31 protein-coding genes are annotated in these 20445 nt (G+C 33.3%); 6 read left to right on the top strand and 25 right to left on the bottom strand.

What is annotated here, in order from left to right:
• Nucleotides 1–2: 2 nt before the first annotated feature.
• Both ES674_RS00675 and ES674_RS00670 read right to left on the bottom strand, forming a co-directional pair.
• Nucleotides 3–899 carry a hypothetical protein gene (locus ES674_RS00675; protein ID WP_148402065.1) on the bottom strand — a complete coding sequence of 299 codons (897 nt, stop codon included), beginning with the start codon at nucleotides 897–899 and terminating at the stop codon, nucleotides 3–5.
• Nucleotides 899–2374, bottom strand: coding sequence for a hypothetical protein (locus tag ES674_RS00670; protein ID WP_148402064.1), 1476 nt, complete (start codon nucleotides 2372–2374; stop codon nucleotides 899–901). Before ES674_RS00670 ends, ES674_RS00675 begins: the two co-directional genes overlap by 1 nt.
• A gap of 286 nt (nucleotides 2375–2660) precedes the next feature.
• Here ES674_RS00670 and ES674_RS00665 point away from each other — a divergent pair, with 286 nt between their 5' ends.
• The gene (locus ES674_RS00665) at nucleotides 2661–2885 is read left to right on the top strand and encodes a hypothetical protein (RefSeq protein WP_148402063.1); all 225 of its coding nucleotides are present in this window, start codon (nucleotides 2661–2663) and stop codon (nucleotides 2883–2885) included.
• Between the two features lie 101 nt (nucleotides 2886–2986).
• Here ES674_RS00665 and ES674_RS00660 read toward each other — a convergent pair whose 3' ends face one another.
• From ES674_RS00660 to ES674_RS00580, 18 genes are all read right to left on the bottom strand, one after another.
• Entirely contained in the window at nucleotides 2987–3292 is a 306-nt protein-coding gene (locus ES674_RS00660; RefSeq protein ID WP_148402062.1) for a hypothetical protein, read from the bottom strand.
• A gap of 271 nt (nucleotides 3293–3563) precedes the next feature.
• Nucleotides 3564–3830, bottom strand: a complete 267-nt coding sequence (locus ES674_RS00655; RefSeq protein ID WP_148402061.1) for a hypothetical protein — start codon at nucleotides 3828–3830, stop codon at nucleotides 3564–3566.
• Nucleotides 3831–3929: 99 nt separating this feature from the next.
• A complete protein-coding gene (locus ES674_RS00650; RefSeq protein ID WP_148402060.1) occupies nucleotides 3930–4172 on the bottom strand; it encodes a hypothetical protein in 243 nt (80 codons plus the stop codon).
• Nucleotides 4173–4174: 2 nt separating this feature from the next.
• Entirely contained in the window at nucleotides 4175–4660 is a 486-nt protein-coding gene (locus ES674_RS00645) for a DNA cytosine methyltransferase (RefSeq protein ID WP_148402059.1), read from the bottom strand.
• 18 nt (nucleotides 4661–4678) lie between these two features.
• Entirely contained in the window at nucleotides 4679–4918 is a 240-nt protein-coding gene (locus ES674_RS00640; protein ID WP_148402058.1) for a hypothetical protein, read from the bottom strand.
• Nucleotides 4919–5016: 98 nt separating this feature from the next.
• Complete coding sequence (locus ES674_RS00635) at nucleotides 5017–5244, bottom strand: hypothetical protein (RefSeq protein ID WP_211359262.1); 228 nt, start codon at nucleotides 5242–5244, stop codon at nucleotides 5017–5019.
• A 55-nt stretch (nucleotides 5245–5299) separates the two neighbouring features.
• Complete coding sequence (locus ES674_RS00630; protein WP_148402056.1) at nucleotides 5300–5671, bottom strand: hypothetical protein; 372 nt, start codon at nucleotides 5669–5671, stop codon at nucleotides 5300–5302.
• Between the two features lie 33 nt (nucleotides 5672–5704).
• Entirely contained in the window at nucleotides 5705–6187 is a 483-nt protein-coding gene (locus ES674_RS00625; RefSeq protein ID WP_148402055.1) for a hypothetical protein, read from the bottom strand.
• Between the two features lie 87 nt (nucleotides 6188–6274).
• Nucleotides 6275–6445, bottom strand: coding sequence for a hypothetical protein (locus tag ES674_RS15340; RefSeq protein ID WP_170233933.1), 171 nt, complete (start codon nucleotides 6443–6445; stop codon nucleotides 6275–6277).
• Nucleotides 6446–6507: 62 nt separating this feature from the next.
• Entirely contained in the window at nucleotides 6508–6813 is a 306-nt protein-coding gene (locus tag ES674_RS00620; protein ID WP_148402054.1) for a hypothetical protein, read from the bottom strand.
• A 1-nt stretch (nucleotide 6814) separates the two neighbouring features.
• Complete coding sequence (locus ES674_RS00615) at nucleotides 6815–7018, bottom strand: hypothetical protein (RefSeq protein WP_148402053.1); 204 nt, start codon at nucleotides 7016–7018, stop codon at nucleotides 6815–6817.
• Nucleotides 7019–7123: 105 nt separating this feature from the next.
• The gene (locus tag ES674_RS00610; protein WP_148402052.1) at nucleotides 7124–7741 is read right to left on the bottom strand and encodes a DnaJ-like cysteine-rich domain-containing protein; all 618 of its coding nucleotides are present in this window, start codon (nucleotides 7739–7741) and stop codon (nucleotides 7124–7126) included.
• Nucleotides 7742–7762: 21 nt separating this feature from the next.
• Nucleotides 7763–9448 (bottom strand): hypothetical protein, encoded by a 1686-nt coding sequence (locus ES674_RS00605; RefSeq protein WP_148402051.1) that lies wholly within the window; start codon nucleotides 9446–9448, stop codon nucleotides 7763–7765.
• Nucleotides 9449–9459: 11 nt separating this feature from the next.
• Complete coding sequence (locus tag ES674_RS00600; protein ID WP_148402050.1) at nucleotides 9460–9669, bottom strand: hypothetical protein; 210 nt, start codon at nucleotides 9667–9669, stop codon at nucleotides 9460–9462.
• Nucleotides 9670–9674: 5 nt separating this feature from the next.
• Nucleotides 9675–9938 (bottom strand): hypothetical protein, encoded by a 264-nt coding sequence (locus tag ES674_RS00595; RefSeq protein ID WP_148402049.1) that lies wholly within the window; start codon nucleotides 9936–9938, stop codon nucleotides 9675–9677.
• The gene (locus tag ES674_RS00590; protein WP_148402048.1) at nucleotides 9939–10595 is read right to left on the bottom strand and encodes a hypothetical protein; all 657 of its coding nucleotides are present in this window, start codon (nucleotides 10593–10595) and stop codon (nucleotides 9939–9941) included. It lies immediately after the preceding gene.
• 126 nt (nucleotides 10596–10721) lie between these two features.
• Nucleotides 10722–11057: a hypothetical protein gene (locus tag ES674_RS00585; RefSeq protein WP_148402047.1), complete on the bottom strand. Its 336-nt coding sequence runs from the start codon at nucleotides 11055–11057 to the stop codon at nucleotides 10722–10724.
• A 113-nt stretch (nucleotides 11058–11170) separates the two neighbouring features.
• Nucleotides 11171–11371: a hypothetical protein gene (locus tag ES674_RS00580; RefSeq protein ID WP_148402046.1), complete on the bottom strand. Its 201-nt coding sequence runs from the start codon at nucleotides 11369–11371 to the stop codon at nucleotides 11171–11173.
• Nucleotides 11372–11781: 410 nt separating this feature from the next.
• Between ES674_RS00580 and ES674_RS00575 the strand changes: the two genes are divergently transcribed.
• Complete coding sequence (locus ES674_RS00575; RefSeq protein WP_148402045.1) at nucleotides 11782–12207, top strand: helix-turn-helix domain-containing protein; 426 nt, start codon at nucleotides 11782–11784, stop codon at nucleotides 12205–12207.
• Between the two features lie 7 nt (nucleotides 12208–12214).
• Complete coding sequence (locus ES674_RS00570; RefSeq protein ID WP_148402044.1) at nucleotides 12215–12652, top strand: hypothetical protein; 438 nt, start codon at nucleotides 12215–12217, stop codon at nucleotides 12650–12652.
• 432 nt (nucleotides 12653–13084) lie between these two features.
• Here the strand turns inward: ES674_RS00570 and ES674_RS00565 are convergent, their stop codons facing one another.
• Together ES674_RS00565 and ES674_RS00560 are read right to left on the bottom strand one after the other, a co-directional pair.
• Nucleotides 13085–14410, bottom strand: a complete 1326-nt coding sequence (locus ES674_RS00565) for a D-serine ammonia-lyase (protein WP_148402043.1) — start codon at nucleotides 14408–14410, stop codon at nucleotides 13085–13087.
• A 32-nt stretch (nucleotides 14411–14442) separates the two neighbouring features.
• The gene (locus tag ES674_RS00560) at nucleotides 14443–14787 is read right to left on the bottom strand and encodes an AraC family ligand binding domain-containing protein (RefSeq protein ID WP_148402042.1); all 345 of its coding nucleotides are present in this window, start codon (nucleotides 14785–14787) and stop codon (nucleotides 14443–14445) included.
• A gap of 289 nt (nucleotides 14788–15076) precedes the next feature.
• Here ES674_RS00560 and ES674_RS00555 point away from each other — a divergent pair, with 289 nt between their 5' ends.
• The gene (locus ES674_RS00555; protein ID WP_170233932.1) at nucleotides 15077–15964 is read left to right on the top strand and encodes an alpha/beta fold hydrolase; all 888 of its coding nucleotides are present in this window, start codon (nucleotides 15077–15079) and stop codon (nucleotides 15962–15964) included.
• Between the two features lie 8 nt (nucleotides 15965–15972).
• Here ES674_RS00555 and ES674_RS00550 read toward each other — a convergent pair whose 3' ends face one another.
• From ES674_RS00550 to ES674_RS00540, 3 genes are read right to left on the bottom strand one after another with little or no spacing between them, the layout of a single operon-like run.
• Nucleotides 15973–16272, bottom strand: coding sequence for a chaperone modulator CbpM (locus tag ES674_RS00550; protein WP_148402040.1), 300 nt, complete (start codon nucleotides 16270–16272; stop codon nucleotides 15973–15975).
• A gap of 2 nt (nucleotides 16273–16274) precedes the next feature.
• The gene (locus tag ES674_RS00545; protein WP_148402039.1) at nucleotides 16275–17159 is read right to left on the bottom strand and encodes a DnaJ C-terminal domain-containing protein; all 885 of its coding nucleotides are present in this window, start codon (nucleotides 17157–17159) and stop codon (nucleotides 16275–16277) included.
• 47 nt (nucleotides 17160–17206) lie between these two features.
• Nucleotides 17207–18424 carry a metallophosphoesterase gene (locus ES674_RS00540; RefSeq protein ID WP_148402038.1) on the bottom strand — a complete coding sequence of 406 codons (1218 nt, stop codon included), beginning with the start codon at nucleotides 18422–18424 and terminating at the stop codon, nucleotides 17207–17209.
• Nucleotides 18425–18662: 238 nt separating this feature from the next.
• On the opposite strand from ES674_RS00540, the gene ES674_RS00535 reads away from it, so the two are divergent.
• Together ES674_RS00535 and ES674_RS00530 are read left to right on the top strand one after the other, a co-directional pair.
• Entirely contained in the window at nucleotides 18663–19508 is an 846-nt protein-coding gene (locus tag ES674_RS00535; protein ID WP_148402037.1) for a universal stress protein, read from the top strand.
• Nucleotides 19509–19544: 36 nt separating this feature from the next.
• Nucleotides 19545–20387, top strand: coding sequence for a universal stress protein (locus ES674_RS00530; RefSeq protein ID WP_148402036.1), 843 nt, complete (start codon nucleotides 19545–19547; stop codon nucleotides 20385–20387).
• Nucleotides 20388–20445 lie beyond the last annotated feature (58 nt).

Genomic DNA, 20445 nt, shown 5'->3' with positions numbered 1-20445 from the left:
AATTAATTGACTAATTTTTTTATAATTAGATAACCTGTTAGCAGGCCTAAACCTGTTTTAATCCAATTTGTTTTTTTATCTGCTTTTATTACAACAATATCATTACCGGGTGTGGCTGGTGTGTTTGTAGTAATATTGGTGTCTGTAATAATAGTATCGGTTTGGTTGTTTAAAGCTGGTGCGCTTTTAACTACGTATTTTGTAGCTGCTGCCATTACTTCTTTTCCTTGCCATGCTAGTTTTAAAGTTTCTACGGTTGCCGTTTGGCTGGCTGTAAACGTTTCTAAAACTGTTTTATATTGGGTTGCATTTTTTTCTAAATGCTGTAAAATTGATTTTTCAATAGCAATTACCGATTGCGTTAAAACATCAGCTTTATGTTGTACAAATGTTGCGCTTGATGATCCCTCTCCATGTGTTCTAATAGTTTGAGCATAAGCCTTAATAGTTGCCAACTTTTTAAGGATATTATTAGCTGTATTAATAACGGCATCGTTAATAGTTCCGTTTTGGTTTAAAACCGTATCAATAGCATTAATTAACCTTTGTGCTGTTGGCGTAAATTGGCTATCTAGCCATAAATCCATTAACCTTCCATCATTGCCCTGTAAGGGGTGTGTAATATCATTTTGAGAAAGTGGCGGGGTTGGAACCATGCCTACTTTTCTTGCTGCGGCTTCACGACTTGTACAACTGTTTATTAATTGTTGTGCTCCTTCGCCAACTAATGCGCCAATTGGACCACCTATTAAACCGCCAACTATCATACCTACTCTTGGTCGTACATGATCTCGCCAAACATTACCTGCAAAACTTCCTTGTCCTTCTGCTGGCGTGTTATTTGGGTTTGAACCACTATAACCATCTACACGATTTGTATTTAAAGCTGGTATATTCATTATTTTTTAGCTTTAGGTTTTTTGCTATCCATGTATAATTTACCTGCAATAGCTGCAATTGTTAAACCTGCTAATACTTTACCTACACCTGCTGTTTGGGTTTTTGGTGGTGTATAACCGCCATTTCCTGTGTCGGTTCCTGTATTTCCGTTACCGCCATTTGGGTTAATGCCCGTACCTGGATAACTAGGTGATGGGAAAACCGTTCCTTGGTCTGATCCTGGTGTACTTGGATTAGTTGGAATAATAACCGGGGTGCTTACTGCTGGTGCTGTAAGTTTATAAGTGGTATATTTAAAATTCCATGAATTTTGCTGAATCCAATTATTAATATTTTGATCTGGTGTACTTGCTATAACGCCTGTTTGAAGCGGATCTAAACGGTAGCCAGAACTGCGTAAAGCTGTAAAGGCTTTTTGCATAAAATCAATAAGTAATTCTTTTTCAAGGGTGTAACCTTCACGGGTGCAATTGGCTAAATTCTTTTGCATACTGCTTGTGTTTGCCGCGCCAATTTCAATTATAACATTATTTAAAAATGCGTTAAAGCTTGCTTGTGTTGGTCTTGTAGTAAGTAAGGTTGCGTTACCTTGCATTTTCATTTTTGCAACGTCTTTGGCCTGCGTTGGGTTATAACTTGCGCCCCAACATGAAAAATTGAAACCGTTACTAAAAACACTTCCAAAGGTTGAATTAAACCATCCTTGATTTTCAATATTGCTTAAATAGTCAGTTAATGCACCTTCGGCAAATTGCCCTACTGCATTACTAACTTCACCCGCACCTAAACCGTGTGCCGGGAAAATAACATCTTCATCATTGCCAAAGTTGGCATAACCTAAACCGTTTGCAGGATCTGTACAGCCACAACCTAAAGGCTGTTTTGCTGCAAATCCTAGTCCGTAATGTGGTAAGCCTACTTTGCTCATAATTTTATCTTTTGCTTGTAAAAATGGTAACTCTATATTGGTATGTATGGTTGCATCTATTATGAAGTAACCATTTTTTAAACTTTTACTTTTTTGATCTTCCGGGATAACCACGTAAACGTGTGAAAAGCTTTCGGGTGCGTAACCTGGTTGCTTTGTTTTCCGTAAAAAGTGGACTATTCCTAAATTGCTTAAAATGCACGAAACTAAAACTGAATAACTTTTGCAATCAATGCCGTTTTTTCGGTCTAGCCAACTGCAATACGGTGATCTAATTTGTTGATCGTTGCCATCTAGTTTATACTGAAAGTGATCGTGTGCAAAATTGTAAACCTTGTTTATGGTTTGGTAAAGTGGTAGGTTTGAAAATTCAGCTAATGCTAATTCTTTTACCTGGTGTTTGTACTTTTCAACCCATTCTGCCATAATTGAAATACTTAAATCTGTATTTCCATTACCTAAAAAGGTACTGCCGCAACTACTACCAAAATATTTGTTGTAATTGTTTCCGGGTTTAATTATGCGCTTTAAAAAACTTTCGTCCATATTTTAAAAGAACTTTTTTTTAGATAAGCAACCGCTTTTAAACGGTTGCTCTCCCTAAATTCCTAACCAATTATTAAATAATTCTTACCATTGAATAATTAATGGTTGTAAAGATGTGGCGTAATTGAATTAAGGGGTAAGGATTGTAAACGATTAGTAAGGAAACGGCAGGAAAACGGTTTAAAATGAAGAAATACAGAGGAAAACAAACAAATACGCAGGATAAAACGGTTTGCGTTTTGGGTATTTTTGTTTACTTTTGATGTTACCATAATGATTTACCACCATGACAAAGCAAACTATTAGCAGGGCTGAACAATTAGAAAAATTTATAAATAGGGGCGCGCGAAAAGCAGAACTTTATAATTTTTATAAGCCGCATTCGGATAGAAAAATAAGAATTGAAATTATTGATCTGTTACTTGAAGAAGGTTTTACTTTAAAAAAAGCAAAAAACGAACGTACTTTAAGAGGTAGCCAAGTTGAAAAACTAGAAAACCGTTTAGGCTAAATTTTAGCTTAAACGGTTTTGTAAAATTTTGTGGCATATTAAAACGATGCCATAACAGCCAATATAACTAATGCAGAAAAAGCACTATTCATATTTTGGTGTTAATAATCTAAATTACCCGTTAAGCAGTAACCGCTTCCGTTTGGCATACCTGTTTTTTCGCTCCAAATCATTATAAGTTGTATTTTACCTTCTATTTTTAGTTGCTTAAGAAGCACGGTTAATATATCTAGAGGTATTTTAGTAGATCTAGCTATGTATTTTTTGTACTTACCATAACCTTTTTCTAACTTCTGTAAGTCATTAATTATAGCTTGTTTCATTTCATCAATGGCAGCAGAAAAACACGTAGTAACATCTTTTATATCACATTGGTTTTCTGTAATTATTTCTTTATTATTTTCCATTTTTTAAATTATTTTTACAGGATTGGCAAATATCTTCCATTTCAGTACAGTTTGGATCTTGACAATTTGTTAGTTTTTCTAAAAACAATTTTAGGGCTTTACAAATTGGGCAGTATTTTTTATGGAATCTCATTTTCAAATCTTTCTTTTCTAATTGCTTTTACTTTTGCTATTTCAACTATACATGAAATACATTTTGTTTTGCAATGTGAATTTTGTTCGCCATTACTTACTTTTTTACAATAAACATATAAACTCATGTTGTAATAAATTAAGAGTTTAAATTATATTGATACCGTTTAACTGTTTGTTCTGTGCTATCTAATAAAGCAATTGGTAATTCTTTTTTATACCATTTTAAAAAATCTATTAAAACTTCTTGTTGGCTATTAGATAATTTTGGAGTTAGCTTTTTATATTCGTCAATTGGTACAATAGCGTAAACACCTGCTTTAATAATCATTTCTTCCTTTATTTCAAAAGTCATTGTATTGTCTTGAAGATCTCCGCTTACTAATTCTGCAATGTATGTTTTCATATTAATTTTGGTTTAAATAATATTAAAAAAGAGGGCGTTAATTCGCGAAAATTCTGAACCGTTATTATTAGTTCATGCCCTCTTTATTTGGTTGTTTTCTTATTTTCCGTGAAAATCAATTTTAAGGCGGTTTCTTAATTTAAAGGTGTACTTATCTAAACCACCATTTAAAGCCTTGTAAAAGTGTGTTTCTGCCATTTCTTCGCCTACTAACTTCCTGTATTTGCTTGCGCTAAATAACATGGTGCCGCTTTTGTTTAATTTGGCGGTTTCTTGTATGCGTATTACAAAGTTTTTATTGATCTTGGCGTTTGTTGGGTTGTGGCTTTTTTGTGCTGGCATAACTATTGGTTTATTAGGTTATTTATTAAGGCTGCAAGGTTATGGACTACTATACTATTGCCTGCTTGTTTATAAATTTGGGTGTCACTACATACCATTTTAAAACTATCTGGAAAACCCATAAGCCGTAAACATTCTCGAGGGGTTAAACGTCTTATTTTGTAATTGGTTTGTTTTACAAATTGATCTGTATTACCACCGCTTCCTGTTGCTGTGTGTATAGTGTTGGCTTGCCTTAAAGGATTTCTTTTTACTACTTTGCCTTTACTATCTCTGGTGTAACCTAAAATAATTGGCTCTATTGCCAAATTATCCTTATCAAGTGTTGATAGTGTGTTACTTTTTCCGTTTTTGTTTACTTCTAGAGTTTGAGTATAAGTATCACCTTTTGGGTGGCTCATAAATTCGGCATTAACTTTTTCGCCATCAATACCCCGATTAGCCAATTCCGACAACTTTAAAAGCTTATCCTTTAATTTAGTTTCCATTTTTATAAATAAATATTTTTAATAATTGCAGCTAGGTTGGTGAATCCATGTAATTAGTTTCCGGGCTAAATTTTTATTGTAATCGTTTTGGCATTCGGTTTCATAATGTGTTAAGGCTTCAATTAGTATTAAAGCTTCATGCTCTTTTAATAAAATGGAAAATGAAGCTTGCTTATAAGCCCGTTGTTTACGGTCATGGAATGCTAGGCCTAAATGTTTGGCAATAGATCTATCTTTACGATCCTGGCTTTTTTTCATAGTTTTAACGAAAACCGTTTTTATATTATAATACTTTTGGCAAGCATCAAACAAAACCTCTATTTGGTTTAACTCTAATTTGGTAAGTTTTATCATGGCTATATAGGGTATTCGTTAATTAGCGTTTTATTTTGGTTATCATAAAATTGCACGTTTCTAGTGGCTCCTATGTATTGGCTTTTTGAAAATCTGCGGAGCATGGCGGTTTCAATGCTTTTTACAGAATGATGATCCTTGGTAAGGATGCTAAACCATACCGGGTTACAAAATTGCCCGGTATTAGGGTTTACAAACTTTAAGTGATCGTAACCGTTTTTTAAATTCATTACCATTTTAAAACGGCTACACGTACTGCAAAAAACACTTTTTGAAATGCCGCATTTACAGCGTTTTGACATAATCCTGCATTTTTTGAATATCTTTTGAGGATTTCAATTTTTTAACTCTATCATATATTAAATGTGCTTTTTGTGGATTTTCAGCTGCTACTTGTACGCCAGAAAAATTATAAATTTTAATATTCGGACGTTTCTTTTTTAAATCTTTTGATATGGAGGAAAGATTATTAAGATTCTGCTTTATTATAAGTTGAGGATCTGTTTTTATCTGGTATTCAATAACTAATCTAAAAATCCATCTAAAAAATTTGTGTTGTCTTAATCTGCTTTGGTAAATAAATACAATAATTAATGCGGTCCAAAAAATGGCGTAACTGTAAACGGCATAGTCTAATAAATTGTGTGCTTTTGTCATGGTGTGGGTTGTGGTTTTATTATGGTTTATGTATTAAAATCTAATTCCAAAAGTGGCGGCTAAATTATATTGCCAATACTCTTTTACGTTTTTTTCTTGATATTTACCATCTGTACGGTAGTTATAAGAATTGGCTAGGCCTAAATAAAAATTTGTGTTTGGTATGTTGAAGTTTAAACCAGCTTCTATGCCCACGGTAGGGCTTGGGCTTGGTCTAAAAATATTACCTGCTTGTGCGCCAATAAAAATACGAAAGTCCTGGAAACGTGTACGGAAGTTTATACCTACTTTGCCAATTAGATGTGTGTAGGTTTCACCGTTTAGGTTAGGAAATATAAATACTTCGGCACCTGTGTAAAAGGTTGTCATTTGGTATTCTATTCCAAAACCTACATTAACGCCATCTTTATAGGCTCCGGGTTCGGTTATTATTTGGGCTGCAAATTTATTTTCTAGATCCTGTGCAAAACTGTTTATTGAAAACAGTATCGTTGCTACTATTATTAATTTTTTCATGTGGTAATTGTTTGTGGTAAAATTATTATGGTTAAAAAAAAATGGTTTTTTTATTAAGCCTGCAAGTGGTATTTACAGGCTTTTAGTTTAGCGTTTTCTAAACACATACATTTTATCTGTATGATGATTAGAGAGTAATTTTGTTGGTACGCCTAATTTTTCAGATGCCATGCCTTTGGCTTTAGCTTCATCATTGCCTACAAAGTTTTTTACATACTTTGCTTCGGTGGGCTGTTTTTTTGTGGTTTTGGTACTCATTTTATTATGGTTTTAAATGTAATCACGCTTTACCGGGTGATTATTGCGGTGTGTTTATATTACTATTCTTTTAAGAATATATTTTGTTTTTCTGTTAGTTCTTTAAGTTCTGTAAATCTTTTTATTCCAAGGTTTCGCACTTTACTCCATGGTATTTTTTCCATAACAATAAAATCATCATCGATATTGTTACATAAAGAGGTTAATATACTTAAAAGTTGCACTGATAATAAGTGTTTATTTTCAATAAACCAATTTCTTAAATCTGTTCGATTTTCTCGTGGTTTTTGTAAATTTACAAGCAACTTTTGGCAAAGTTCATCTTTTTCGTATTCTGTTAAGCTTAATATAAATTGATCTAAATTCATTTTAATTATCTTTATTTTCAGAGGTTGTTTTTTCAGTTATAATAACTTCCAGATCCAAATGGTTTAAAAACTCGTTGGCGTATTCTATTTTATTTTCAACGGTTCGTAACTTGCTGGCTAAATTTTTATACGGAACGCCTATTTTATTGGCAAACTCTTGTTTATCAACATAAAGCAACTTAATTTTTTGGTCTATTAAACTCATGTTTTTATTTCTTATTTAACAAATATCGTTATTTATTTAAGATAACCAAAAATAATCTTTAATTTTTTACGATTATTCGATTAAGTGTGATTTTTTAAAGACAAACTACTCTTTTAATTTCGTCATTATTAAAATTTCAATTTCACCAACCTTAAATATAATTTTGTTGTCTTTTTTATCGAAATTATATAATAATTCAATTTCTTCCACTTTTAAAATTAATGCCGCTTGAATAACTCTATAAATAAATTTTGGTTGAACAATATTAGAAAATATATTAATATCTGGACCGTTTAAAGTAATATTAGCAAAAGAAGTTTCTTTAGTTATTTTGCCTTTTCCATCGCACTTTAAGCATTCTGAATCGTTTCCGCAGCAATCGCATTCCGATGAACCGCTGCCATGACATTTATAGCAATCTTCAATCAGATTATTAAAAATAGCTTCGCAATTAAATATCTTTAACATTAAAATTTGAACGTTATAAGTAAATTTTTCGGTTAGTTTATCTAAAGGGTAAATACTTTCAGCATTTGGAAAGTTTAGGTTTCTGGAATAATCTAAATTTGATAAGCTTTTAGAAAATCTTATAGCTGAATACGCATCAGTAGCATAAACGAGGTTTCCAATTATTCCCGGCATACATAATACAGGTCTTAATTTATCATTAGAAGTAAACATATTGGCTATAAAATCGTACTTGTTTGGTGTTAATTTTTTCATGGTATAAATTGGTTTTAAGTATTAATTAAGTTTCTCATAATAAGCAATAGTTTCTGGAACCATGTTTATAATTTCTTCCGGGAATCCGCTTGTATCTAAATAATTAAACAGATCTGCAAGCGTAATTTTATTGGCTAGTACTTGACGTACTTTGGTGCGCATACGTTTAACCTTGTTTTGGTAAACGGTTCTACGTTTAGCTTCGGAAGTTGCTTTTTTCTTTTCTTGTGGTGCAATATTGTTTTTTGCTAAATGACTGGTCCACCATTGTTGGGTAAACATCCATCCACCTTCGTAACTGTTTTTTCTGTTGGTGTTAAAATACTCGGAAGGATAAAGAATATTGAAATTTTTATTTCGGTTAAACCATAAAATTGTTTGTTTTATTCTGAAATCGTACTCGTCTAAACGTTGTAATACGGTTGTTTTGTCAAATTCTAGGCCGTTAAAGGTTACAAACCAATTAGCATCAATAATTTTGAGGGCATTTACCCAGGATCCAATGTGGAAATCACTTTTTTGCCACAATTTAGATAGGCGTTTTAATACGTCTTGTATAATAAGCTGGCGAAATTCGTTTTTATTAAGTAACCCGTAATGCGCTTCATGGTACAGCAAATCTTTTGTTAAAGGTTCATAGTGCGTAAAACGCTGCGTGTGCAACATTCGCGCAAACTGCAAGGGATCTAGTATAATTTCTTTTAAACCAACGGAAACTTGCTGCGCATGGCGTATATGTGGCTTTAAATTTTCCGCGGCCCCTGGTGAATCTTTTTCAAGGTTATTATTTTGCTGGTGTTCTTGTACTTTTAAATTAAAAGATGTGAGCGATAGCGAACTCCTTTTTGATGCCGATGTATCGGCTTTCATTTTAATTTCATTTAAAAATGTTCTAGTAGTATGGTTATTATCAGCGCACTTTGTTCTCGGCTCTGAAATAAAAAGTTGATTTTCAGCGTTTTGAGTTTTTGAAGATTTTTCGGGATTATGGTCTGAAATAGCTAAAATTTCAGAATTTATAAAGTAATAAACAGGCTTATTTGCGTTTACAAAAACGTAATCGGTTAAAATTCCAGCTTCCCGGAACCGCTTAATGTGGCGTTGAAATGTTTTTTTATGGGCATCATTTAAAATTAGGCTCTCTTTTTGGGCGTTGGCTAGTCTGTTGCTGTCTAATACAACCATTTCTAGCGGCCTTGCGGCTTTTCCTGTGGCTTGAAGTCTTAATGTGTTGTTACGTTTTATTTGTGCGCTGTAAAACCCTAAAATTGCCTTAAAAAATAGTTTGCTTTGCCATTTTACAGTTTGGTATTCTCTTTTTTTGTAAACCGGGCAGGCGTGTTTCTTGTTTTCGTATTCTACAAAATCATTATAATCAACAACAAACAACGGATTGTTTTGTTTAGAAAATAGTTTGTTTGCAAATTTGGCGTGTTTCTTATCTACCTTTTTGGCATCCATCATGGCATCTACCAATTTATTATAATCTTTTACGTCCTGGTTACGATCCTGTAAACTGTTGTTATAATTTTGCACAAAGTTTTCGTAATTATCCATAGACTTTTTAAAGTCTTGTGAAGAAATAAACGGGTATTTGAATATTTTTTTACCGGGCTTTGTGGCTTTCGGTTTTTCGGCCTGCATCTGGTTTGATGCATTTTGAAACATATTTAAAATACTGTTATGTATCGGTTGTTGTGGTATCATGTATTATGGTTTTACTCGGTTGTTGCTTGAATAGGCTTTTTTCTGAATATGCGGCCTACTGAAATATCTTCGGTAACGTTAAAATCAAAAACATCTAGTTTTGGGTTATAATGAACTAAATTTTTAATACTAACTTTTAATTTACGGCCTAGTAACAGGCGTAAGCAATCCCTTATGTTAAACTTAATTTCAATATCTGTGTAAACTGTTTCCTTTGGCATGGCTGTTAGTTTTTTATAATTAGTAATTCAGTATCTAAATTTTCCATTAATGCCGTAATTAGTGCCTGTTGCTCTTTAGATCTGTATGCAAACTTGTTAGCATCTTCGGTTTGCGCTGTTTTGTAGCGTGCTTTCCAATAGGTCGTTAATTCGCTTATGGTTTCTGGGCGGTTTTGTTGGTAACTCTCCAGATCGTCTATATGCTTGGCTATTTCCTGTTTACTTGGTCTTACAGGTTTTTTAATGTCTTGGGCGTTTTCTATCATCATTTAGTTAGTGCTTAAAATGGTAAGATGTTCTGAAACTATTTCTATTTTATCTGCTGTTGGGTATTCTTTTTCAATTTGCGCAAAACTTGATCCTACTAGGTAGCGAACAACTTTTATTTTGCTTTTTGTGGACCAACTTACTTTAAACAGTTTGGGTAGCTGTTTTTGAGGGGTTTTTTCATCTTGAAAATTAAGATCATTTTGATCTAAAAATTCAATTACTTCATCTAGTACTTTTTCGCTTAAATTTGAGTTTTTAACGAGAAAATCGTTTAAAGTCTTAAACTGTATTAAATCGTTAACAAGGTAAAAACCTGCTTCTTTAAGTTGTTTTTGTGCTTTTTCTGAAAAAGGTATATTATCAAGTGGGTTGGTTATTTTTATTAGGTATGAAACATCCATGTTCCTTATAGCTTCTTCTTTTTTAGCACGAATTGCGTTAATTGATAAATCCTCTATTTCAGTTTCTAGCTCTTGACGTGTAATTTCAATTTGGTTTAGCATGGCCTGTTTTCCAGCTTCAATAATATCTTTTGTAAAAACATTAGAGTTTACTGTAATACGGTTAATTTGGAGTTGCTTTATATCTTGTTTTAAAGCATGAGTTACTTTTTTAAGAACATTAAATTTTGGATAAATTTTATCTGTATTACTCATGGCTTATTTATTTAATTGGTTAAAGGTTTTTGTTTTAGATATTTCGGCAGCAAAAACACAAACAGAAACAACAATTAAAACAACGGTAATGGCGGCAAATACAATTAGGAAGTTGTAATACATGGCTTAACGAGTTTTAAGGATTATGGTTGTTTGCTTAAAATCTTCATGGTGAAACTTGTGTAATTTATAGTGGTCCACAATGCTATTTGAAGGATCTATGGAATGCGTTAAAAGTTTTTCTAGTAGCTTAATACCGGGAATGGTAAACGTTTTTGTATAATTAAAAACTAGGGTGTGCATATTGGTTTCTTTACCGTAATGCATGGTAATACTTGGGTTTTGTTTTCTAACAAAAAATAGTAAGTTATGCAATGCTTCTGGAACGCGGTTAAGATTTGGGAAACCGTTTAGGTGCGTTGAGTTGTTTGCTTTTCGGGGTTTAATTGGTGTGGTAATCATGTTTATTATGGTTTTAAAAATTAGTTTAAAAGAAAAAGCCGCCCCTGTCGATAATTAATGTGCCAACATTAGATTTGCGAAGTATGGGGCGGTCTTTTTAATGAAATGGTTTATCATTTCGCTGGTGCTTTATGCTTTAATCTGTGTTTTTGCAGCAAAGCGGCAGGCGTTGGAGCCTGCATTCTTTTGCTGCTGCTATTAACACTTACTAGAGCATTATTTTTTGGTGCAAAGTACTTTTTAACAAGCTTCTGGTCTGTGGCAGACAAGCTGTTAAAAAGTTCTATTACTGTATTAGCAGATATTGCACTCATTTTATTATCTTTGTTAACGCAAAACGGTGTGGTAATCGTTTTGCAAAATCACTTCACGACAAAGGCAAAACCTTTGAAACTGTTGTGGTAATTTATTATGGTGAGCGCGGATGTGGTAATCTGCGCTCTTTTTTTTACGCTATTTTGGAAAATTAACTAATAAAAATTAACCTTATAAACATTGATTAAACTGCTGGTTAACGGTTTAATTTTGGTGGTGTTTATTTTATGGTAAATTCTTTTGGCACATTAATTGATTTTCTAAAACAATAAATAATTATATTGTTATACAAATGTATTCAATTAATCATATATAAAAAATTAAAATTTGCCGTGAGAATCAAAAAATCATATTCTTTGCCCTTAAAGCTTTGTGAATAAGGCTATTATATTAACTATACCTTATATTTATGAAAAACCTCTTTACTATAAATTTAAACTATATCAAACGTATTAACGCGCTAGATAATAATGATTTAGTTAAGATTATAGGACTAACGTCCTCGACTGTTTCCAACTTGCTTAATGATAAAAGCACGCCAAATGCAGAAACACTATTGAAAATTTCAGACGAGTTTAAGTATAGTGTTGATGATCTTTTGAAAGTTGATTTAAGTAAGAGAAAAGGTATTTATAATATTAACCAACCCTTAGGCCAGGTTCAGGAAGAAATAATATATCCTTTAGGTTATACGCCAAAAACTGGAAGATTGTTTAAAACCGCTACGCCCATTGAGAATGCTATAAATTCATATATAGAAACGCAGGTAGATCTAAAAACAAAAAAACTAGCTGAGCGGTTATTAGAAATAGAAAAATTAATCAATACTAAATAAATTCTACATGAAACATTACTTTACACTTATTGCCATTTTATTTATTACTTTAGGCTTTGCCCAAACCACGCAAGAGGAATACAATTATTTAACTTTAGGTTATGCGGACCAATTAGAAAAAGGTTTGGATATGAAGCAAGGTTACAATTTGCGCTTTGTATCAAAATCAAGTATTAAATTTCAAGGTGATAGTTACCGGGAAATAGAAGTTTATGCACTTCATAAAACCGCTGGGGATTTTCAAGGCCTGCTTTTAAAATTTTATAGGTCTAACAATAAATCTGCTATGTATTTTTGTGTTCCTACAACCAATGCGGGTGCGGAACTATGGAATGATTTTAATTCTAAAATTTATAACGATTTTAAGGAGCATAAAACATTTACCTTTAATACAATTATTAATTTCAGCTATATTATTTTACAAATGTATGAATCCAATTTGTAGAACATTTTGCAGTACATATAAAAATTAAAAACGCTAATTATTAAAATTTTAAATAGCTAAAAAACAACGGTTTATATAAAAAGTTTCGCTGGTACCAAAACTTAAAATCCAATGTCCATTAGGACGTACGGGTTCAAGTCCCGTCTTCAGTACAGATGAAAAGTCGAAACGAAAGTTTCGACTTTTTTGATTTAAAAATATGCCTGAAAGCGCGCTTTCAGGCATATTTTTAAATCAAAAAAGCAATCCAATCTTTAGGATTGACTTTTCTAAAGATGTTGAAATGGGACGCGACGCAGTCACGTCCATAGAGAAACAATTTTTTGTAGAATTTAAAAAGCCCTCACAGGTTTTAAAAACCTGTGAGAGCTGTAAAACTTGTAATATTTCTAATCGAAATATTACAAGTTTTCTTAACAGAAGAAGTTTTAATTACATAACAACTTCAGAAAGTCCGCGCTCATAGAATTCCAAGCGTTGTTTTTCTGGCACTAAATCGCCTCCAGTTGCCCAAACAATGTGTGTAGCATCGGCCATGTTGAGTTTATTTTTAAGTGCATAATCTGTTTTTAAAACTAGTTGAGGCCCAATAAGTCCTGCTGTAGCGGAAGGCTCCAGAAACTCATTTTCAGTATCCATTAGTTTTGCTAATAGCGCAAATAGTTCTTGATCAGCTATAGTGTAAACACCACTAATAATATGCGAGCTCATAGATGTTGCAAAATTAGAAGGGCGCCCAACGGCTAAACCATCGGCTTCTGTTTTATTATCAATTCCTAAATCTTTTACGCTGATTTTACTGTTTTCACCCGTAATAAGTCCAGTTAAAACGGCTGGCGAGTGCGTAGGTTCTACAAAAAAACAATGTACATGATCACCATAAATTTGTTTTAGGCCAAATGCCGTTCCTCCTGGTGAGCCGCCTACACCACAAGGGGAGTATGCAAATAAGGGATGTTGCGCATCCACTAATATGTTAGCTTCTTCCAATTGTTTAGCAATTCGTAAAGCACCTACGGAATATCCTAAAAATAAATCATTAGAATTCTCATCATCCACAAAATAAGCCATGGGATCTGCTTCCGTTTGTTGGCGGCCCGCTAAAATGGCTTCACTAAAATCACCTGAAAACTCAACGACTTTAACACCTTTTTCACGCAGCAAATCTTTTTTCCAAGGTTTGGCATCAGCAGAAACATAAACCGTTACCTCAAAGCCTAACTTTGCACTAATGATACCAATACTCAATCCGAGATTTCCTGTAGAGCCAACACCAATTTTATATTGACTAAAAAATTGTTTAAACTCGGGTGAAGCGAATGCTCGGTAATCTGAATTTTTTAAAATTCCCGCTTGTAGCGCTAATTTTTCAGCATGATGCAGAACTTCATAGAATCCACCACGTGCTTTTATGGAACCCGAGATGGGAAGTTTATTATCACATTTCAAGAAAAGTCGACCGTCTATTTTAGGAGCTTGCTCATTTAAAAGCTCTTTCATTTTAGGAATTTCTTTTAATGGCGACTCCAAAATCCCTTGTGTTTTCTGGGTTTCGGGAAAAGCTTCCATAAAAAAAGGTGCAAAGCGGTCCCAGAGCGCTTCCGCTGCTACCATATCTTCCTTGTTTATAAGGAATTTAGGCATGTCTGCCATAGATTTCCGATTTGGATTTTCCCAAATAACAGGTTTCAAGGCTATAATATCCTTTAAAATAGGATCCTTTTTAATAAAATCAGCTATGTTTTTATCTGTGTACATACCTTTCAATTTTAAAACCTAATTATATCAGATTAGGATTTGCTAACCACGTCTTCTACGCGTTTTGCAGAGTCCAATTTATTAAGACTTAAGCGTACGGTGCTGGTTTTGGTGGCCATTAAATCATGAGGTACACCGCCTTCAAGAGCAATTAAATCACCTTTTTTAAGATGATGAATTTTTCCATTCACGCCAAAATCGATAGCGCCTTCAAAAATTTCAACCACAATAGGGAAAGGCGTTTTATGTTCTTTCATAACATGCCCTTCTTTAAAGGCGATTCGAATCTCTTTTCCTGTTTCTGTTTCCATTAAAACTTGAATGGTTGGTCTCGAATCATTATATTCTAATTGGTCTACTAATGATGCTACTTTCATAATATAAATTTTAATTATTCGTTTCTTATTTAGAATGATTCAAAATTAGGGAATATTTATATCATTTCCATAGAAATGGGCATAAATTTTGAACTTGCCGATTTCATAAAAATTAATTATTAGAACTTTAATGGTGAGTTTTTTTTATTTCTAATCTAAAAAGGTTTAATTTATAGTTCTCCCAATTTATTTGGAATGCTTATATTGGAAGAACAGATTTCAATTCATGAAAAAACCGCTTTATTTTGTCCTTGTTATATTGGTGCTAATCGGCTTAACACTTATTAGCATGATACGTTTAGACGTATCGGTTGAAGAATTAAAGCCGCAATACGCTAATGAATATTCCAAGTTCATGAGAATGGATGGAATGGATGTGCATTTTCGGGATGAAGGTGAGGGAATACCATTGATTCTTATTCATGGAATTTCATCTTCATTACACACTTGGGATGGTTGGGCGGAAGAGCTTCAGGGCAATTTTCGTATTATCCGTTTAGATTTGCCAGGCTTTGGATTAACGGGACCGAATGCCAATCAGGACTATTCAGTGGAAAACTATGTGGCCTTTATTAAGTCGTTTTTAGACAGATTGGAAATAGATTCCTGTTATATGGCTGGAAGTTCATTGGGAGGCTATATTACTTGGAATGTTGCGGAAGCACATCCAGATTTGGTCAAGAAAATGATTTTGTTAGATGCGGCAGGTTATCCCTTTTCTTCGGAAACGACTCCAACGATTTTTAAAGTCGCTCAATTCCCCATGGCGCCGTTTTTAAATAAATTAACACCGCGATTTGTTTTGGCTGAAAGCGTAAACGATGTATATGGCGATGATACTAAAGTAACAGATGCCGTAATTGATAGATACTATAATCTGAATCTGCGTGAAGGCAATAGAGATGCATTTTTAGATGTGGTAAACAATCTTCAATTTGTACAATTTCAAAAATTGAAAACCATTAAAACGCCTACTTTAATTATGTGGGGAGAAAAGGATATTTGGGTGGCGCCTGAATCGGCAAACCGATTTAAAGCAGATTTATCCAATTCAGAATTAATAATGTATTCCGGAGTCGGACATATTCCTATGGAAGAAATTCCTGAACAAACGGCGGCTGATGCTTTGGATTTCCTTTTAAAGGATTTAGCTAATGTAGCAGCCGATTTCAACTAAAGTCAATTTCAGTCCACATCTTCATAAAACCGCAACTTATTATTCAGCGATTTCACGTTTTCTTGTAATTGCTCCACGCGATTTAATAAACTCGTAATAGCGTGGATTCCTTCAATATTTATATCTAATTCGTAATGAAAACGAATCAATTTTTCAATAGATTGAATTTCGGTAACATAAATGCAAGGTGTTTCAGTTTCGGTTGAAATTTCTATTAATTCAAATTCGCTTAATGATATGATAAACGACTCCGGAATGTCATAATGCTGACAAAATTCTGTTATGGTAATGACGTTTTTTGTGTTCATGGTTATCGTAATTTTGATAATTCAGTGAATAATTCCTTTTCTTTCTCGGTAAGATTCGTTGGCATTTTTATATCATAAGTAATGAATAAATCTCCAAACGTATCGGCCTTTTTATAAACGGGAAAACCTTTGCCTTTTAGTTTTAAACGGGCGCCATTTTGGGTTTCAGGCTTGACGGTGAGTTTTACTTTGCCATCAAAGGTGTTCACAGTAATATCACCACCCAAAAGCGCGGTGTATAGATCTAAATCTACAGTGGCGTATAAATTAGCTTTATCTCTTTTAAAAGGGGTATTGTTGTTAATGGTAAACGTAATAAACAAATCACCTTTCGGGCCATTATTGGCGCCTGGTCCGCCGTGACCTGTAATTTTTATAACTTGTCCATTTTCAACACCGGCCGGAATGGTCATGCGTATATTCTTACCGTTTACAGTTAAGGTGCGTTTATGACTGGTATAAACATCCTTTAAATCTAGTTGTAATTCAGCATTAAAATCCTGACCTCTAAATCTGGCTTGGCTTCTAGAACTTCGAGAACCACCACCAAACATAGATTCGAAAAAATCGGAGAAACCACCTTGATCAAACTGGCTTGAACCCTGTTGCTGGTAATTTCTATTCTGACCTTGTTGTTGTCTGGCTTGATTATACGCATCGGCATCTTTCCAGTCTTTACCATGTGCATCGTATTTTTTACGATTTTCCGGATGACTCAATACTTCATTGGCTTCGTTTATTTCCTTAAATTTTTGCTCGGCGGTTTTATCATTCGGATTCAAATCTGGATGGTATTTCCGCGCCATTTTACGATATGCTTTTTTAATAGCTTGTTCTGTAGCATCCTTTGGAATACCTAAAACTTTGTAGTAATCTATAAAAGCCATTGCTTCTTATTTTTTTTGAGAGTTGATTAAAATGCACTTCCTTATTTTTATGCTTTGTGCAACGTGATGCAGGTTATTTCCGGACGCATACCCAATCTGCCAGGGAATCCCAGCCAACCTAAACCACGATTAACATATAAATACTGATTGTTTTCGTGGTATAAACCCGCCCAATGTTTATACTTGTATTTTATAGGGCTCCATTCTTTTTTTCCAAAGCTAATGCCAGCTTGCATACCATGTGTATGACCGGAAAGGGTTAGCGCAATATCCGTTTTATTTATGACTTCTTGCGTCCAATGTGATGGATCATGAGAAAGTAATATTTTAAATGGAATATCCTGTATTTCGCTCATGGCTTTCTGCAAATTGCCATATTGCTTAAACGGTGGATTTCCCCAATTTTCAACACCAACTATAGCTATTTTCTGATTGTTAATATCAATCGTTTCTGAAGCATTTAAAAGCAAATTAAAATTATTGTCTTTGAAAAAATCCGTAATACCATTAAAGTTTTTTTGCTTGGCTTCTTCGGTTTCCCAAAGGCTATAATCGCCATAATCATGATTTCCTAAAACAGCATACATCCCTTTTTTAGCTGAAAGATGTCGGAAGGATTTTTTCCAACCGCGTAATTCCGACGCATAGTTATTTACAATATCGCCTGTGAAAAAAATCAAATCTGGATTTAAATCCTTTATTTTATTAAAGGCGCGATCTAAAACATGAAATCGGTGGTTGAAACTTCCCAAATGCAAATCGGAAATTTGAACAATTTTTAAACCATCAAAAGCGTCTGGTAAATGCGAAAATTTAATACTATGCTCATGTACTTTGAAGTTATATTTCGCTTTAAAAATCCCGTAAGCAATAACAAAAAACGGTAAAAAGCCCGCAAATAAACCTAATAGGGGAATAATTAAAAGCGATTCTTTATCGGTAATAGCATAATTAGTAACATACATAATACTAATAGCGATAATGAAAATAATTTTAGGAATAAATGAGGAAATCGTCAATCCGTAAAGCGAACTTATTAAAAGTTGTTTTCGTCGTGGCGTTATGGCGTCTAATCTTAATTTCAGAATAATAATAGCTGTTATTAATCCACCCGTAAAAAACCAAAATAGGATATCAATGCTATGTTTTAGCAGGTTTGAATGGAGCAAATTTGTTATAGATTGCAACCAATAGAAAGCCGCCAAATCCACTATAAATATGGCGAAACACAGCATTAAAATGGTTAAAAAAGAATAACTTTTCATGAAATTAGTTTGATGATTTTAAAGGACTTGAAATTGTAAGAAATTTAAATTTAGGATACAAGAAATATATTTTATTAGCGTTGACGCAGTAACCAAATATAGATATTTCATAAAAATAAAGTTACTATTTTTAAAATGAATGCCACTTTCTATTCTATAAAACTTTGTTAATGTGATAAATATCATAGTTTAGCAATACTATAATACCTAAATTTAGAATAGTTAAAAAAGTGATATTATGAGACAAATTTTAATTCCAACCGATTTTTCTGAAAATGCCAAAAATGCCATTAGCTATGCTTCGGAGTTGTTTAAGTACGAACGAAGCGTTTTTCATTTTCTACATACTTATGAAGATACGGTTTATGAAAACTCTGAATTAACACGAGAAACCTTACAGGAGATTGAAAAGTCCATTCAAGCTGATGTGGAAGCTAAATTGAATGAAACCTTGGCTATGGTTAAGAAACTATCACCTAATCCAAGACATGAATATCACATCACTGCCGTAAATAATTCATTAGTAGATGAAGCCGATAGACAGGTTGAAACTCATAATATAGATTTAATAGTCATGGGAACGCGTGGTGAAACCAACGATCCAACAGTGGTTTTTGGCAGTCATACGCTTCAAGTTTTAAAGTATGTTCCTTGTCCCGTTTTGGTTGTTCCAGAAAATTATGTCTATACGCAGCCTAAACATATATTATTTCCAACAAATTTATTAATACCTTATAAGCGCAGAGAGCTTAAATTATTGTGTGAAATAGCCGCGCCATACCGGGCAGATATCGATTTGTTATATGTTTCTAAAAGTGATAAATTGTCGTTGCGCCAAGAAGATAATTTGGCATTTTTAAAAGAAGTTGTTTGCAGAAATGAAATTGATCTTATAACAGAATCGCATCACGATATTACGTCTGCCATCAAAGAATATATTGCTAAACATGATTCTGATATGTTAGTTATGGTAAATACCAGACAGTCATTCTTTGAAACCATGCTGATGCAATCGGCTGTAGCTAAAATGACGTTACAAGTGCACATTCCTTTTTTAGTTATGCAAAACTTGAACCGATATTAATTTTAGAAGATCCCATAACCATTTAAAACTAGTCCGATGAAAAATATTTTACTACCCACTGATTTCTCTGGTAATTCCCTTCACGCTATAGATCACGCATTACAGCTTTTTGCAGATGAAACTTGTACCTTTTATTTATTGAATACCTATACGCCGGTGATTTATAATATGGATTATATGCAAACCAGAGCGGCACAATTTGATTTAATGGAAACGGTAAAATTAGCGTCTGTAGAGCGTTTAACAGAGCTTGTTCTTAAATTAAAAGCAAAATTTAATAATGACAATCATACTCTAGAAACCATATCGTCTTTTAGTACCCTTACGCAGGAAATTAAAAATGTGGTAGACAAAAAAAATATTGATTATGTGGTTATGGGAACTCAAGGTGCTACGGGTGCTAAAGAGGTTCTTTTTGGTTCAAATGCTGTTCATGTATTTAAAAATGCTACTTGTCCTGTTTTAGCCATTCCCAAATCAGCGGTTTTTTCTAAACCAGAATATGTGTTGTTTCCAACAGATTTTGGAATAGATTATCAGGATAAAAATCTGATGCCATTTCTAAATATCGTAAATAAAAATAGTGCTCGGGTTCATGTTTTACATGTATCTTTTGGCGATGATTTAACTGAAAAACAAATAGCAAATCGCGCCACATTAAAAAATTATTTAAGGACTATCAAACATGATTTTTATGATTTACGGAATGAAGGCGTATCGCTAGCTATTGTAGATTTTCAAAAGAATTATCCGGTAGATATGTTGGTGATGATTAATAATAAGCATTCCTTCTTTGAAAATCTCTTTTTTAAATCACGTATAGATCAAATAGGCTTTCATATTGATATTCCGTTTTTAGTAATTCCTTCATGCCAATAAAAAATTTATAATTAAATTGAGTAGCTTTTTAAATATGCATTTTAGGTTGTGTTGCAAA

It is taken from the genome of Bizionia myxarmorum (assembly GCF_008086205.1).
GTDB classification, from domain to species: domain Bacteria; phylum Bacteroidota; class Bacteroidia; order Flavobacteriales; family Flavobacteriaceae; genus Algorimicrobium; species Algorimicrobium myxarmorum.
The sequence above is the reverse complement of the archived record's forward strand: the minus strand, read 5'-3'. Positions and strand labels throughout refer to the sequence as shown.